The organism is Arthrobacter sp. LjRoot14 (genome assembly GCF_964253905.1).
Classification (GTDB): Bacteria; Actinomycetota; Actinomycetes; order Actinomycetales; family Micrococcaceae; genus Arthrobacter.
On record NZ_CAXURL020000001.1, the window covers coordinates 1,037,930 to 1,052,307 of the forward strand.

Annotated in this window: 16 protein-coding genes; 6 read left to right on the forward strand and 10 right to left on the reverse strand. The window is 67.8% G+C overall.

Going from position 1 to position 14,378, the window contains the following annotated elements:
* Positions 1-17 precede the first annotated feature (17 nt).
* A complete protein-coding gene (locus tag ACSQ12_RS04895) occupies positions 18-815 on the forward strand; it encodes a DUF2182 domain-containing protein (RefSeq protein WP_436064548.1) in 798 nt (265 codons plus the stop codon).
* Between the two features lie 80 nt (positions 816-895).
* On the forward strand, positions 896-1,309 hold the full coding sequence (locus ACSQ12_RS04900) for an ester cyclase (protein ID WP_436064549.1): 414 nt from the start codon (positions 896-898) through the stop codon (positions 1,307-1,309).
* Between the two features lie 114 nt (positions 1,310-1,423).
* Here the strand turns inward: ACSQ12_RS04900 and ACSQ12_RS04905 are convergent, their stop codons facing one another.
* Positions 1,424-2,710, reverse strand: a complete 1,287-nt coding sequence (locus ACSQ12_RS04905) for an MFS transporter (protein WP_436064550.1) — start codon at positions 2,708-2,710, stop codon at positions 1,424-1,426.
* A 372-nt stretch (positions 2,711-3,082) separates the two neighbouring features.
* Between ACSQ12_RS04905 and ACSQ12_RS04910 the strand changes: the two genes are divergently transcribed.
* On the forward strand, positions 3,083-3,403 hold the full coding sequence (locus ACSQ12_RS04910) for a GYD domain-containing protein (RefSeq protein WP_390248562.1): 321 nt from the start codon (positions 3,083-3,085) through the stop codon (positions 3,401-3,403).
* A gap of 71 nt (positions 3,404-3,474) precedes the next feature.
* Here ACSQ12_RS04910 and ACSQ12_RS04915 read toward each other — a convergent pair whose 3' ends face one another.
* The 4 genes from ACSQ12_RS04915 to ACSQ12_RS04930 form a co-directional block, all read right to left on the reverse strand.
* Positions 3,475-5,118: an alpha-amylase family glycosyl hydrolase gene (locus tag ACSQ12_RS04915; protein WP_436064551.1), complete on the reverse strand. Its 1,644-nt coding sequence runs from the start codon at positions 5,116-5,118 to the stop codon at positions 3,475-3,477.
* An 81-nt stretch (positions 5,119-5,199) separates the two neighbouring features.
* Positions 5,200-5,607 carry a DUF1801 domain-containing protein gene (locus ACSQ12_RS04920; RefSeq protein WP_436064552.1) on the reverse strand — a complete coding sequence of 136 codons (408 nt, stop codon included), beginning with the start codon at positions 5,605-5,607 and terminating at the stop codon, positions 5,200-5,202.
* 4 nt (positions 5,608-5,611) lie between these two features.
* Positions 5,612-6,109, reverse strand: coding sequence for a DinB family protein (locus ACSQ12_RS04925; protein ID WP_436064553.1), 498 nt, complete (start codon positions 6,107-6,109; stop codon positions 5,612-5,614).
* A gap of 77 nt (positions 6,110-6,186) precedes the next feature.
* Entirely contained in the window at positions 6,187-6,510 is a 324-nt protein-coding gene (locus ACSQ12_RS04930) for a hypothetical protein (RefSeq protein WP_436064554.1), read from the reverse strand.
* 91 nt (positions 6,511-6,601) lie between these two features.
* On the opposite strand from ACSQ12_RS04930, the gene ACSQ12_RS04935 reads away from it, so the two are divergent.
* Complete coding sequence (locus tag ACSQ12_RS04935; protein ID WP_436064555.1) at positions 6,602-7,102, forward strand: mycothiol transferase; 501 nt, start codon at positions 6,602-6,604, stop codon at positions 7,100-7,102.
* A gap of 20 nt (positions 7,103-7,122) precedes the next feature.
* On the opposite strand, the gene ACSQ12_RS04940 is transcribed toward ACSQ12_RS04935, so the two are convergent.
* The 5 genes from ACSQ12_RS04940 to ACSQ12_RS04960 are packed head-to-tail and all read right to left on the reverse strand — an operon-like array spanning position 7,123 to position 11,920.
* Positions 7,123-7,515, reverse strand: coding sequence for an SRPBCC family protein (locus ACSQ12_RS04940; protein ID WP_436064556.1), 393 nt, complete (start codon positions 7,513-7,515; stop codon positions 7,123-7,125).
* Positions 7,457-9,106 carry a PucR family transcriptional regulator gene (locus ACSQ12_RS04945; protein ID WP_436064557.1) on the reverse strand — a complete coding sequence of 550 codons (1,650 nt, stop codon included), beginning with the start codon at positions 9,104-9,106 and terminating at the stop codon, positions 7,457-7,459. The genes ACSQ12_RS04940 and ACSQ12_RS04945 overlap by 59 nt, the downstream gene beginning before the upstream one ends.
* A gap of 35 nt (positions 9,107-9,141) precedes the next feature.
* Entirely contained in the window at positions 9,142-9,573 is a 432-nt protein-coding gene (locus tag ACSQ12_RS04950) for a DUF2177 family protein (RefSeq protein WP_436064558.1), read from the reverse strand.
* Positions 9,570-11,438 (reverse strand): AMP-dependent synthetase/ligase, encoded by a 1,869-nt coding sequence (locus tag ACSQ12_RS04955; protein WP_436064559.1) that lies wholly within the window; start codon positions 11,436-11,438, stop codon positions 9,570-9,572. The genes ACSQ12_RS04950 and ACSQ12_RS04955 overlap by 4 nt, the downstream gene beginning before the upstream one ends.
* Positions 11,435-11,920 carry a MarR family winged helix-turn-helix transcriptional regulator gene (locus ACSQ12_RS04960; protein ID WP_436064560.1) on the reverse strand — a complete coding sequence of 162 codons (486 nt, stop codon included), beginning with the start codon at positions 11,918-11,920 and terminating at the stop codon, positions 11,435-11,437. Before ACSQ12_RS04960 ends, ACSQ12_RS04955 begins: the two co-directional genes overlap by 4 nt.
* 119 nt (positions 11,921-12,039) lie before the next feature.
* On the opposite strand from ACSQ12_RS04960, the gene ACSQ12_RS04965 reads away from it, so the two are divergent.
* Both ACSQ12_RS04965 and ACSQ12_RS04970 read left to right on the forward strand, forming a co-directional pair.
* On the forward strand, positions 12,040-12,906 hold the full coding sequence (locus tag ACSQ12_RS04965) for a DUF1295 domain-containing protein (protein ID WP_436064561.1): 867 nt from the start codon (positions 12,040-12,042) through the stop codon (positions 12,904-12,906).
* 147 nt (positions 12,907-13,053) lie between these two features.
* Positions 13,054-14,325: an alpha-hydroxy acid oxidase gene (locus ACSQ12_RS04970; RefSeq protein WP_436064562.1), complete on the forward strand. Its 1,272-nt coding sequence runs from the start codon at positions 13,054-13,056 to the stop codon at positions 14,323-14,325.
* Positions 14,326-14,378 lie beyond the last annotated feature (53 nt).

Here is a 14,378-nt window from a genome sequence, read left to right on the forward strand (position 1 = left end):
TGGCCAGGAGACGGGACGTGCAGGCAGTCGGGCACGCCCGCTCTCAGGCCGCCGCGGCCTCGCGGATCGACCCGCGGGAAGCCGGCCTCGTCGCCGTCCTCCTGCTCCTCGCTGCGGCGAGTTGGATTGTCACCTCAACCCAGCTGAACGGAATGGACATGGGCCGCTGGACGGATCCCGGCCCGCTGGGTTTTTTCGTCGCCACGTGGGTGGTGATGCTGGCGGCCATGATGTTCCCGTCCGTGGCGCCCATGGTGGTGGCCTATGACCGGATCCAGCGCCACCGCCGCACCACGGGACGGTATGCGCCCGCGGGGGCAACCGCCGTGTTCGTGGCCGGCTACCTGATTTCCTGGACGGCCTTCGGGCTGGTGGCCTACTCGCTGTATATGTCGGTTGCGTCGCTGGCTCCCGGGCTCGTGGGTTCGGACCAGGGCGGACGCTACTTTGCAGTCGGCGTGATCCTGCTGGCTTCTGTCTATCAGCTGACGCCCGCCAAGAACGTCAGCCTGATGAAGTGCCGGACGCCCATGGACTTCATCCTGCACCGCATGCGGCCCGGGTACCGGGGAGCGCTGGTCATGGGAATGGAGCACGGCGCCTGGTGCGTGGCGTGCTGCTGGGCGCTGATGGTGGCGCTGTTCGCGCTCGGGGTGATGAGCGTCGGATGGATGGCGCTGATCGGGGCGTTCATCGCCGGGGAGAAGATGCTGCCCTGGAAGCGGCTCGCCAACCGTTCCGTTGCGGTGGCGCTGGCCGTGATTGCGCTCGGTGTTGCCCTGACTCCCGCGGTGGCAGGCGGGATGGGGATGTAACCTGCCGTCTCCGCCAGAGCGCGGGCGGCCATGGACCGGGGGACTTTTTGACTGGTCTCATCCGAACAAAGGAGCCGAAAATGGCTGAGGGAACTGGACTCCTCAGGCGGTTTTACGAAGAAGTGCTGGTGGGTGGAAATCTTGCCCTGATCGATGAATTCGTGCTGGATGACATCCAGGACCATGTGGAACCGATGCCCGGGCAGCCGGACGGAAAGGACGGCGTTAAGTTCTACACCAACGTCATCCGCACGGCGTTCCCCGACCTCAGCGTCAAACTGGAACCGGCATTCGCCGACGGCAACCTGGAGGCTTGCCATGTGGTGATGTCCGGAACGCATAAAGGGGAGTTCCTGGGTATTCCGGCAACCGGCAAGAGCGTGCAATTCAGCAACACGGACATCATCCGGATCGATGACGGGAAGGTGGCCGAACACTGGGGATCCTCCGACACGCTGAGCCTCATGCAGCAGATCGGGGCAACACCGGCCTAACCGGACGCTGCCCGCACCCGCCCTCCGCTTTGGCCCAGCTCCGGCCGAGGGCCTCATGGCCGACGGCGGGAGTCACCACGTGCGGCACCGTCCCGTGGCGGTGCCGCACCCTTTTTAGGCGCGCGAGGCCGCGTCCGCTGAAGTTTCCGACGGTGCGGCCACGGCGGCGGCAGGTGCCTCCGTCGCAGCTGCAACAGGCGCAACGTACCCGGCCTCTTTCGGACCGGGCGGGTAGGCATGCCTGCGGCCGGTCACCATGATCACGAGCGCGGCGACGACCGGAACCGCGGCCGCAACGGGCACCATCAGCGGTCCCGCCGTGGTGAGGGCGGCTGCGCCGTAGAGTGCGCCGATGGTGATGCCCAGCTGGATGGTCAGCACGGTGAGGCCGTTGGCGGCTTCCCGGTACTCCTTGCCGGCGCGGAGGATGGCGGACTGGTTGTAGATGCCGATCGCGCCGAAGGCCGCTCCCCATATCCCCATGAGCACCAGGGCTCCGGGGACTGTTCTCCCGCCCAGGGGGAGGAGGAGGAACGCGGCGGCGATGACCGCCGTCGTTATCAGCAGCGAGCGGCGCGGCCGCATGTCCACGGTGATGCCGGCGATCCAGATGCCCACCAGTCCGGAGAATCCCAGGACGGTGAGGGAGAGGGTGATGGTGTAGTCGGGCAGGCCGGCCTCGCGGAGGAACGGCGCGATGAAGGTGAACAGCGCGAAGTGCGCCATGAGCATCAGGGGCCACGCTATGGCCACCGATTTCACGCCGGGCTGGCCGATGGCCTTGCGCAGGGACGGCCGAGGCGCGTCGGGGAGCCGGCGGACGGCGGGCAGCAGCCACATGGCAAGTCCCGCGAGGACCACGCCGGTGCCCGCGAGCAGGAGGAAGGATGCGCGCCAGCCGATCAGCCCGCCCAGTGCGGTTCCCAGCGGTGCACCAATGGCGAGGCCCAGGCTGTTGCCGCTGAAGACGATGGCCATCGCCTTGCCTACCTTGTGGGCGGGGACAATGCGGGCCACGAAGGGCGCCATCGCGGTCCAGAGCAGGCCGTGCGCGATGCCGCCCACCAGCCGGGCGGCAAGGGCTGCGCCGAAGTCGGACACCAGGCCCACCAGGGCGTTGCTGATAGCGAAGGTCAGCACCAGGGACACCAGCAGGGTGTGCCGGGGGATGCGGGCGAGGAGCATGGCGGCCGGGATCACTGTGGCCACGATGATGGCGGCGTACCCCGCGGTGAGATAGCCGGCCACGGGCTCGGACACGTTGAGGCCGGCGCTGATCTGGGGGAGCAGGCCGGAAGGCAGCAGTTCGGTGGTGATGGCGGTGAAGCCGATCATCGACAGCACCAGCAGCGCGCCGAAGGGCATGCGGTCGCGTGCGGAAGCGGAGGTCGCGGGAGACACGGGTGTGGATCCTTTTCAGGGAGTGGGGAGGAACGCGGCGCCAATTGCCGGGGTCCTCCACTCAAATTACCTGATTTATTGGGCGTCAGGCAGGGTCTGTCAGACCCACCCTGGCGGGAATATTTCGGCGCTCCCGGGTCACGGCAGCCACGGCAAGGGCTGTCAGCGGCAGCCCGTGGTCGTCCAGTTCTGTCAGTTTATTGCCTCCGGAGTGTGGTGCGTGAGGGTTATGGCTGCTCCTGTCTGCTCAAGATATCCTCATCCATGCCCGGGCGCCTATGGACGTTGCGGAACCCGTTGTTCGCACGCGGATGAGAGCCTACGCTGTGCCCACGGCCCCACCCCGGGGACCGCTTCCAGACAGGAAAGACCATGACCAAGTATCTTTTTGAAGCGAATTACGTGGGCGAGGGAATCAAGGGGCTCATGCGCGAAGGCGGTACCAAGCGGCGTGAGGCGCTGGTCCAGGCCCTCGATTCCGTAGGAGGATCGCTCGAGAGCTTTTACTACGCCTTCGGGGACACTGACGTCCTTGGCGTGTTCGAGGTCCCCAGCTCGGCTGACGCCGCCGCCCTTTCGCTGATGATCAATTCGACGGGCAGCGTGAACGTCCGCCTGAAGCCGCTCATGACGCCGGAAGACATCGACGACGCAGCCAGGAAGACACCGGCGTACCGGGCCCCCGGGCAGTAACGCGGCGGCGCGCGGGGAAGCACGACGGCGGCACCGGCCCGGGTGCCGCCACCCACCTCACTGTCACATGACTAGGGGGCCTGCAGCACCCACACCGCGTTGTCCGGCTGCAGCCAGCCGTCGGTTTCGAGCGGCATGGCGCTGGCCAGTACGGTCCCGGCAGGCGGCCGCACCGGTTCCGTTCCCATCGCGACGGCCACGAAGAAGCCCGCACTGCGCTCGCAGATCAGCAGGTTCCCGTCCTCCACACGCCAGCTGCCGCCGTCGTGCTCTGTGAACACGCCCCGCTCCCACAGCTGACGGCGGAGTCCGACGGCGGCGGTCACCAGCGCGAGCGTGGAACCAGGGTCCTGCTGCTGGGTTTCGATGGCGTGCCGGCCCCAGCCGGCGGGCTGCGGCAGCCAGGGTTCGGCTGCTTGAGGTGAAAGCGAGAAGCCGTGGTTCAGCGCCGGGTCCTCGGTCCAGGGGAGCGGGACGCGGGCGCCGTCGCGGGTGATGCCGCCGCGCACCCACATGGGGTCCGCCCGGGCGTCGACGGGGACGTCCGCCTCGGGCAGTCCGAGTTCCTGGCCCTGGTAGATGTAGGCGGCACCGGGCAGTCCGAGGAGGGCCAGCAGCGCGGCCCGGGCGCGGCGTGCCCCCAGTTCGGCGCCGCCCGCCCCGGTACCGGCAAAGCGGGTCGCGGAGCGGACGATGTCGTGGTTCTCCAGCGCCCAGCTGGGCGCCGCGCCGTGGGCCTGCCGGGCGGCCTCGAGCTCGGCACCCGCAGACGCCCAGGCCGCAGGGTCCCAGCCGAGCTTCACGAAGGCGAACGCGAACGCCTGGTGCATCTCGTCGGCGCGGGTGTAGCGCGCGGCCCGGGCGGGTTCCAGGTTGACCTCGCCCACCAGCAGCCGGTGCGGCTGGTATTTTTCAGCCAGGGTGCGCCAGCGGCGGTACACCTCGTGGACTTCCTCCTGGTCCGAGACCAGCGGGTTGGCCCGGAGCCCGTCCACTACGGCGGTGGCGGAGGGTGCGTCCGGCAGGCCTTCCGCCTTGAAGAGCGCATGGGCGACGTCGACCCGGAGGCCGTCCACGCCTTTGTCGAACCAGAAGCGGAGCACGCCTTCGAAGTAGTCGCCCACCGCCGGGTTCCGCCAATTCCAGTCGGGCTGGCCGGCCGAGAAGAGGTGCAGGTACCACTCGGTGTCGGTTTCCGAACCCGGGTTTGCACGGCTCCAGGCCTGCCCGCCGAACACGCTCTGCCAGTTGTTGGGCGGCAGGTCGCCGGGGGAGTCCGGGCCGGAGCTGCGGCCTTCGACGAAGTGGAACAGCTCCCGCTCCGGCGAGCCCGGGCCTGCCGCGACGGCCTGCTGGAATAGCGGGTGGGCCGAGGAGCAGTGGTTGGGCACGACGTCGAGCAGTATCCGCAGGTCCAGGGAGTGGGCCAGCTCCAGCAGCCGGTCGAACTCCTCCATGGTGCCGAAGAGCGGGTCCACGCCGCAGTAGTCGCTCACGTCGTAGCCCTGGTCCACCTGCGGGGAGGGCTGGAACGGCGTCATCCAGATGCCGTCCACACCCAGCGAGGCGATGTGCGGGAGGCGTGCGGCCAGCCCGGCGAGGTCGCCCACGCCGTCGCCGTTCCCGTCCGCGAAGGAGCGCGGATACACCTGGTAGATGACGGCGGACTCCCACCAGCCGGGGACCTTCGCTGAAGTCACGGCAGAGGCGCTCACTTGCCGGTTGTCCCTGTTGGTGACCACTGTTTACCCATGCACTCACCCTAGACACGGGTGGGGACAATCGCAGAAAGGCGGCTATCCACCGCCCTTGATCTTCCGCCAGCCCCCGGCGCGGTTGTTGGCGATGATCGCCCGGAACATCTCGCCGAGCGCGTCCTCGTTCAGGGGTTCGCCTTCGCGGAAGGCGACGGTGCGGGCTGTCTTGTTGCTGTGCCCGGCGGTGATGATGTTGTGCGGATCCGGGACGATGCCGCCGTCGTACATAAACACGTTGACGTGGTCCTTCGCCGCAAGGAGGGCGCAGATGTTCCCGTCCAGGACGAAGTAGGGCTGGACGGTGCGTTTGATGGTTTCTTCGACGTCGGGATCCACGGCGTGGACCAGGTCGCGGACCTGCCGGCAAATGGCCTGCTGCCAGGCCGGGAGCGCTTCGATGTAGCGGTCCACGCGCGGGTCTTCGGTGTAGTCCATGGCTGCGTTCACGGCCTTAGCCGGCGGTGATCTGCTCGCGCAGGATGTCCGCATGCCCGCAGTGCTGGGCGAGTTCGCGCAGCATGTGCAGGTACACCCAGCGCAGCGGCAGCGGTCCGCGGCGGTTGCCGCGGAGCACGTCGTCGAGCTCCAGGACCGACGTGGCGCGGACGGAAGCTTCACACGCTTCGCGGTGGGCCTGCCGGACGGTTGCGATGGTGTCCCGGTCATCGAGGATGAACGACTCATCCGGGGTGGCCGGGATGCCGATCTCGACGCGGGACCGGCAGGTGATGGCTTCGTCGAACCAGACCTTCTCCACGAAAGTGGCGTGCTTCACCAGGCCCAGCAGCGTGGTCCGCGACGGCACCAGGGACCGCCGCGCCTGCTCCTCGGTCAGCCCGTCCAGGCAGGCATTCAGCATGCTGCGGTGCTCATGGAGGAACGCCTCGAACTGGACGCGGGCCGGCTGGTTGATGACGTCTTCGGCGAAGGTGGCGGGGAGGGCAGGCATGTGTGAAGTATCGCAAGACCGTCAAGGCGGGGCAACGGCAGGGCTAGTGTGCTCCCCGGACGACGGCGTCCTCCCGCCTAAGAGGCTGAGCGCCGGTGGCGCGCCAGGCGCACCAATTGGCTGAAGGCAAAGACGAAGACGGCCTCGATCAGCACCATCAGCCCGAGCAGCAGCCACTGCCCCTGGCTGATGAACACGACGGCACCGGTGAGGACCAGCACCGTTCCGAGGACCAGCGCATACACGGCGAAGCCGAAGGCCACCTTGGCGCTGCGCACGCCCGTGCGGAAGCCAAAGCCCATAGGCTGTCCGCCGGGGAGCCCCTCTACGCGGTCGGGGCCTGCGGGTTGGAGCTTGTCGAACTCTTCCCACGGATCCCGGCTCTGGTCCTGTTCGGTCATAACTCCATTATCCCGCGCGCCGCCCGGCCCTATGCCGTGGCGACGCATCCGTGCAAGCATGGGCCTCACCGACACACAGCGAGGGGACCTGATGAAATCCAACGAACTGCTGCTGGACGCCTTCGGCCGGATCCGGGAGACCGTGGAAGCAACCCTGGGTGGCGTGGGGGACCATGCCCTGACCCGCCGCCCCGCCGGCACCGGAAACTCGATTGCGTGGCTGATCTGGCACCTTGGCCGCGTGGAGGACGCGCAGGTGGCCTCCGCAGCCGGCCTGGACCAGGTGTGGACTTCGCAGGGGTTTGCGGGGCGCTTCAACCTGCCGCTGCGCGAGCGTGACACCGGCTACGGTCATTCGAGCGCCCAGGTCGATTCCGTGAAGGCCCCGGCGGGGCTGCTGCTGGATTACTACGACGCCGTCCACCGGCAGACCGCTGACTTCCTGCAGACGCTCGGCGACGACGATTTCGACCGCGTGGTGGACACCCGCTGGGATCCGCCGGTCACGCTCGGGGTGCGGCTGGTCAGCACCATCGCCGACTGCCTCCAGCATGTGGGGCAGGCCGCCTACGCGAAGGGCCTGAAACACTGACGGACTGAGCGGACGCCGCCTCAGCCGCGACTCTCCAGGACCGCCTGCAGTTTCTCGAACGAATCAGTCCAGCCGCCGCGGTGCAGTTCCAGCCGTTCCTCCGTGAGGAACGGTCCCTGTGAGAGCGCCAGGCGCGTGCCGTCGTCGGCCGTTTGCAATGAAAGGTCGACGACGGTGTCCCGGTCATCCGGCGTCGGCTCCTCCCAGCGGAAGGTGTACACGAGGCGAAAGGGCGGATCGATCTCCAGGAACTCGCCGGAGAGGTGGAACGGCTCACCTTCCGGCGGCGCCATGCGGAACCGGTAGCGGCCGCCCTCAGCGAGGTTCAGTTCGGCTGACGGGATGGTGAAGCCGCTACTGGTTGTGCCTCGCCCACAACTGCAGCCACACGAGCAGGCGCGTCTCGGGATCATCCAGGTCGATGCCGAACAGGGCCTGCACCCGGGACAGGCGGTAGCGGACGGTGTTGACGTGCACGTCCAGGGCCTTGGCGGCCTCGATCGCGTTGCCGCCGCAGCTCAGGTAGGCATAGATGGTCTCTTCGAACGACTTCTTGTGGTGTTCGTCGTACCCGGCGATCCGGAGCGCGTGGGTCCCGGGCAGCTGGCCCGACGCTGTCAAGGACGTGGCGATCTGGCGCAGCTGCAGGCGGGAGCCGAGGGACTCGTCGTCGGCCACCACGTCGTCGGAGTCGGCGGATATCCGTCCCTCGACGACGTTGCGGACCAGTTCGGACAGCACCAGTTCCGCGTTGACCCGGGACTCCGCGAGCCGGTCGATCGTGGCCGCCGCACCCAGTGCGGCCAGGACGGGGCGTGAAAGAAGCCGCCGCGCGTTCTGGACAATCTTCAGGAGCGCGCCGCGTTGGAACTGCTGGGACGATTCGGTGCTCTGCGGCAGGACGATGTACACGATGCCGTCCGAGAGCCCGCAGACCGCGGAGGGCAGCCGGATGGCGCAGGCGGTCCGGATGGTGTCGAACAGCCGGAGGCGGGACTGCAGCGTTTCGGCCGCGATGGCGTCCGCCGGCCAGACGCTGAGCGCGGCCACGCGGATGGACGCCGCCATTATCCCCAGCCGGATGGCGGCCAGCTCGGCGCGCTCGGGTTCGAACAAAAGCGGCTTGACCAGGTCCATCTGGCGCGTGAGGTTCGAGACGTAGGTGGTGCGCTTATGCAGGATATGAAGCGCGGCAACATTGGCGGCTTCACGCAGGATCCGGTTTGCGTCCTCGTTGTGGTGGTCGGCGCGTTCCAGCAGCCAGAGCGAACCCAGCACGGCGCCGCCGGCCCGGATGGCGATGGCCGTGCGCCGGAGCCCGGGGTCCTCCGTCGCCACATCCAGTGCGTCGCTGGCGGCATGGACGCGCCGATAGTCCTTGTCGGTTTGCTCGGAATGCGGCACATGCAGGCGCAGGATCGAGCTCCGCCGCGTCTCGTCGATGGGCTGGTCCGGGAGGGTGGAATAAGCCAGGATCGTCTGGTCCGGATCGGCGATCGCGATGGCACCGCCGGCCTGGGCTGCAACGGTGTTGGCGAGGTCGAACAGGTCCCCGGGGCGGATGTCCACCAGGGTGCGGCCGGACCGCCGGTGGGGGATGACGGCGGCGTCCATGATCTCTGCCAGCTGGTTCCACGGCACGGAGTCGGAAGCCCGGAAGAGCGCCACCCCGGTTTCCCTGGCGGCTGCCCGGAGTGCCGTGTCCGGCTTCCCGTTGGTCTTGTAGACGATGGCCACGTAGCCGGCGTCCTTGAGCTCCTGGACCTTGGCCCGCAGGCGCTTTCCGGACAGCGACAGGCCGATGGCCAGGGCAACAGCGCCGGGGAACGTGGCGGGAGCGGCGGTTGAGTCGTACAGCACCGAGCCCGCGACAGCCTGCTGGTCATCGGCCGGCATCTCCACGACGCTGACGATTTCCGATCCGGCCGAGCGCGCCACGTCCGCGAGGGTGGGCTGGGATTGGCTCTGCGCTCCGGGAAACACCCCCGCGCCGTCAGCAGGCATGACGGAGCTACTGACCGGACCGGCGGCGTCGAGGACTACGACGCACGCTGCTGGACACGGGCCGGCCGGAGCACGGTAGTGGTCAGCCAGGTGACGGCGCTGCACACCCCGGCACCCCAGGCGATGTCAGTCACGGCCACCAGGACGGGGAAGTCCTTCAGCACGGCCAGCGCGGTCAGGGCCCAGGTTGCGTAGGTGAAGAAACCGAACAAGGCTGCGCCCGTCACCCGCTGCCGCAGGGTGGCGCCGGCATCGTTGGGCCGGATGCCGTAGTGCACGATGCCCACGACAAAGATCAGGTAGAAGACGACGGCGCCCGCGAGGTTGACGCTGGGCGCCAGCAGGTCCCCGATCTGGCTTTCGTACTGCCTGTTCGCCACGGTGAGGATCCAGGCAACGTCGATGACGGCGAACACGACGGCGGCCGCCGCATAGGCGAGCAGCCACTTCTTGACTCGGATGTTCATGCTTGGCTCCTTGGCTGGGCGTAGAGGGTCTCGACGATATGCCGGGTGCGTTCGTTGAAGGCTGCGCGCTTGAGCTTCATGGTGGGCGTCACTATACCGTTGGCCTCACTGAGGTCGGTGAGCAGCAGCACGAAGCGGCGCACCTGCTCGGACTGCGCGATCTTCGCGTTGGCGGCACTCACCGCGTTGCCAATCATTGCGAGAAGCCGCGCGTCGTCGATCCGGACCGCGCCGCCGTCGTCCGGGATCCGCAAGCCCGCCAGCTCCGTGATGCCCTCGCGCGCTGCCCAGGCCGCCACGGAATCCGGATCCAGCAGCACGAGTCCGCCGAGGTACGGTTTGCCCTCTCCCACCATCACGGCATGGGCCACCAGGGGGTCGCCCTCCACGTAGCCTTCCCAGATGGCGGGGGAGATAGTCTTGCCGCCCGCGGTGACAATGACGTCCTTGAGCCGGCCCGTGAGCGTAAGCCGTCCCGTGCCGTCGATCATGCCGAGGTCGCCGGTGCGGAAGAACCCGTCGGCGAAGGCTTCCGTGTTGTCCGAGGGCTTGCGGTAGCCGGCAAACACGCCGACGCCGCGGGCCAGCACCTCGCCCTGGTCCGAGATGCGGACGGTGGTTCCCGGCATGGGGACGCCCACGGACCCTGACGTGATCGCCCCGGGCATGTTTCCGGTCAGCGGAGCGGTGGTCTCGGTGAGGCCGTAGCCCTCGATCACCGGCAGGGACAGGCCGCGGAAGAACAGGGACAGCTCGGCGTCGAGCGCGGCCGCGCCGGACAGGAGGTAGCCGAGCCGTCCGCCCATCAGCTTCCGCAGCCGGGCGTAGAAGAGGAGGTCGTACAGGGCATGCCTCAGCCGCAGCCCCGGCGCGGCCTTGACGGCAGGGTCGGCGTCGCGGGCTTCGGCGAACCGGCCCCACTCCACCGCTGTGCGCTGCGCCGAAGCCCACACCCGGCCCAGGTGCTTCTTCGCCGCGGCGTCCGCGGCGGACGCCCGGATCTTTTGCAGCACGCGGGGGACCACCACCAGGAACGTCGGCCGCAGGACGCCCAGGGCGGGGACGACGTCGCGGGGATCGGACAGGTGCGCGATCCGCATGCCGTTGGCCAGGCAGATCAGCTGCAGTCCGCGGGCCAGCACGTGGGCCATCGGCAGGAAGATGATGGTGTTGCCGCCTTCGCGGACCACTTCCGTGTAGGCGGCCCCCACGTTCAGTACCTGCCCCACGAAATTGCCGTGGGTAATGAGGGCGCCTTTCGGTGCGGCGGTGGTGCCGGAGGTGTAGACGATGGTGGCCACCGAGTCGAGGTCCGACAGCAGGCGCCGCTCCTCGACCGCGGCGTCGGAGATCCCGGCGCCGCGGACTACGAGCTCAGCCAGGTCCGCGCCCGGGCTGGCGTCCATCGTCCAGACACCCAGGCCCGGCATCCCCGCCTGCTCGAATCCGCGCTCCAGCAGGGCCGCGTGCCCGGCGGTGCCGGCAATCGCGAGGCGCACGTCTGCGTCGACGAGGATCGCGGCCACCTGGGGAGCTGCCGACGTCTCGTAGATGGGCACGACGACGGCGCCGGCGAACCACGCTGCCATGTCGGCCAGCGCCCACTCGTACCGGGTGGGGGACATGATGGCCAGCGATTCGCCGGGCTGGAGCCCGACGGCGATGAGGCCTTTGGCCAGGGCACGCACCTCGTCCACGAACTGGCGGGTGGTCACCCGGCGCCACGGTTCCGTGATCGCAGCGTTCGCGGCGCGCACCTCGAAGGCGACGTGGTCCGGGGCGGTCCGGAACCGGTGCATCAGGAGCTCGGTCGCGTTCCGGTGAACGGACGGCTCAACGAGCAGCGGGGTGGTGGACTCTCTCATTGGCTGTCCTTCTCGGAAAGTGTGCGGAGGTGGTCACGCATCAGGTGCCGGGCGACGTCGAGGAAATCCGCCACGGCGCTCTGCTGTGCGGCGGGCAGGGCCTTGAGGTGCTGGTCCGTGGCGGTCATCAGGGGCCGCATCAGGGCCATGATTCCTTTGGCGGATTCCGGGGTGGCGCTCACCTGGACCTGGCGGCGGTCGTCCGCGCCGCGGTGCCGGGCCACGTAGCCGCGGCTTTCCAGCCGGTTCACGATGGCAGTGGTGGTGGCCGGAGTTGCGCCGAGGTCCTCGGCGAGCTTGCCCACCGTGACCGGTCCGGACAGTTCGAGCGCCGACAGGGCGCGGAAATCGGTCAGGTTGATCCCCAGCCCGCGGGCGATTTCGCGCTCGGTTTCGTTGGCGAGGGTGAACAGGCCCTGCAGTGCCACGGCGGCCGGGTGAAAAGGCGTTGCACTCGCGTCCCCACCTGCTTGCATTTGCATGTATCCACCCTACTCAATAAAGTTATATGTTCAAACAGGATTGAATAGTAGGCTGGCTAGCGGATTGACTCCCGGGTGCTCTTGTCGGATTTCGTGCCGGCGTCTGAAAGGAAGCTTTGATGAAGGAATCGGACCGTAAAGCGCTCATCAGTCTTCCGGTGGTTGTGGTCATCGGGGCATTGGTTGCCGCGGCCGGCAGCCAGGCCGGCGCGGCACTGGGCGGTTTCCCCCTGTTCGCCGTGGGAGTCGGGGCTGCGTTCCTCATCCAGTGGCTGGCGTTCATCCCCGCCTTCAAGGCGCAGACCGAAAAGTTCTACGACCTCACCGGCGCCCTGACGTACATCTCCATCACCCTCCTCTTGGTCCTGCTCACCCCGGGCGTGGATGCCCGGGGGCTTCTGCTCGCGGCAATGGTGGTGGCGTGGGCCGCGCGGCTGGGAAGCTTCCTGTTCCGCCGGGTCAGCAGGCACGGCAAGGACGACCGCTTCGACGAGATCAAGCCCTCGTTCCTCCGGTTCCTGAACACCTGGACCATTCAGGGGCTCTGGGTGGTCCTCACCGCAGCAGCTGCCTGGATTGCCATTACGAGCGCCACCCGCGTGGCACTTGACGGGTGGGCCCTCGCGGGCTTTGTGGTGTGGGCGGCCGGCTTCGGCATCGAGATCGTGGCGGACAACCAGAAGGGCCGGTTCAAGGCGGACCCTGCCAATGAGGGCAAGTTCATCTCCACGGGGTTGTGGTCGAAATCCCGCCACCCCAACTACTTCGGCGAAATTGTGCTCTGGATCGGTGTGCTCCTCATCGCCATCCCGGTGCTGGAAGGCTGGCAGTGGGTGGCCTTGCTCTCGCCGGTGTTCGTGGCGCTGCTGCTCATCAAAGCCAGCGGAATCCCGCTCCTGGAGAAGAAGGCCGATTCGAAATGGGGCGGCCAGGCCGATTACGAGGCGTACAAGAAGAACACCCCGGTCCTGATCCCCAAGCTCTAGGCCGCCGGCGGCGCGGCCAACCACAAAACCCGATTTGGCAGCCGCTGCCAAGAAACTGCCCGGCAATTTGTCGTTTTCTCCATAGTGGCCGTGAGTCCCGCTTCGTACGCTGAACCACAACGTACGCACGCAGTGGGAAGGCCGTCATTGAAATTCAGCGAAGCCAGGCAGCTCGTCCAGGTCAAAGCCCCTGTGATATCCCGACGACGCCGAGTGCTGGCCAACGCTTTTAATGTGGAGGAATACCGGAAGGCGGCACGCAGAGTCCTGCCGGCCGGGATTTTCGATTATCTCGACGGCGGCTCCGAAGACGAGGTGACGCTCCGCCGCAACCGCGCGGTCTTCGATTCCTGGGCGCTCATGCCCAGCTGGGGCCCGGTCTCGGGACCCGATACCAGCACCACGCTGCTGGGGAAGAGCAGTGCCCTGCCCCTGACGCTGACGCCCACCGGGGCAACGCGGCTGTTCCATCCCGACGGGGAGCTGGCGGTCGCGGCTGCCGCTGACCGGGCCGGGATCCCGTACGGGCTGGCCGGACTGAGCACCGTGTCCATGGAAGCCATCGCGGAAAGCCACCCGTCCCTTGACCGCTGGTTCAACTTCGGGCTCACTTCCGACGCCCAAGCCCTGAAGGACAAACTGGCGCGCTGCGAAGCCGCCGGATTCACCACCCTGATTGTCGGCGTCGACACCCGCGCCCTGGGCGCCAGGGAACGGGACCTCCAGAACGGCTTCACCGCCCCGCCGGCGCTGACGCTCTCCACCATCGCGGACATCGCCCGCCGGCCTTCCTGGTGGATTAACTTCCTGTCGGCGGACGGCATCAGCTTCCCCAACCTGGATCCGCGCAGCGCCGCGGCCACCTCGGTGGTCACTCCGTCCATGTGGCAGCACATCCTGGGCCACTCGGACGCCACCAGCGGGTGGAAGGAACTGGAGGCCCTGCGGCAGGCGTGGCACGGCAAGATCGTGCTCAAAGGCTGCGTCAACCCGGCCGACGTCGACAAGGCCGCCCGGATCGGCCTGGACGCCGTCCAGCTCAGCAACCACGGCGGCCGCCAGCTGGACCACATGCTGAGCCCCATGGATGTGCTGCAAGAGTCCCGCCAACGGGTGGGCGATTCGATCGAGATCTATGTGGACTCGGGCATCCGCCGGGGGAGCGACGTCCTCAAGGCGCTGGCGCTGGGTGCCGATGCCTGCTCCATTGGCAGGGCCTACCTGTACGGGTTGGTGGCGGCGGGCTCGCCGGGAGTCGGGCGGATCATCGAGATCTTCTCGGATGAACTCCGGCGTACCATGACGTTAGTAGGCGTTTCCAGCATTTCCGAGGTGAAGGCTCGGGGCGGCGAAATTCTCCGGGACATCCGTCATTCCGGGGAAATCCTTGAAACAACAGCGTCAGGCACCACGCACTAACGAGTTCCCACCAAGTACACAGTGCACTTCTCCCGCGGCGTTGCGGGAGCTAC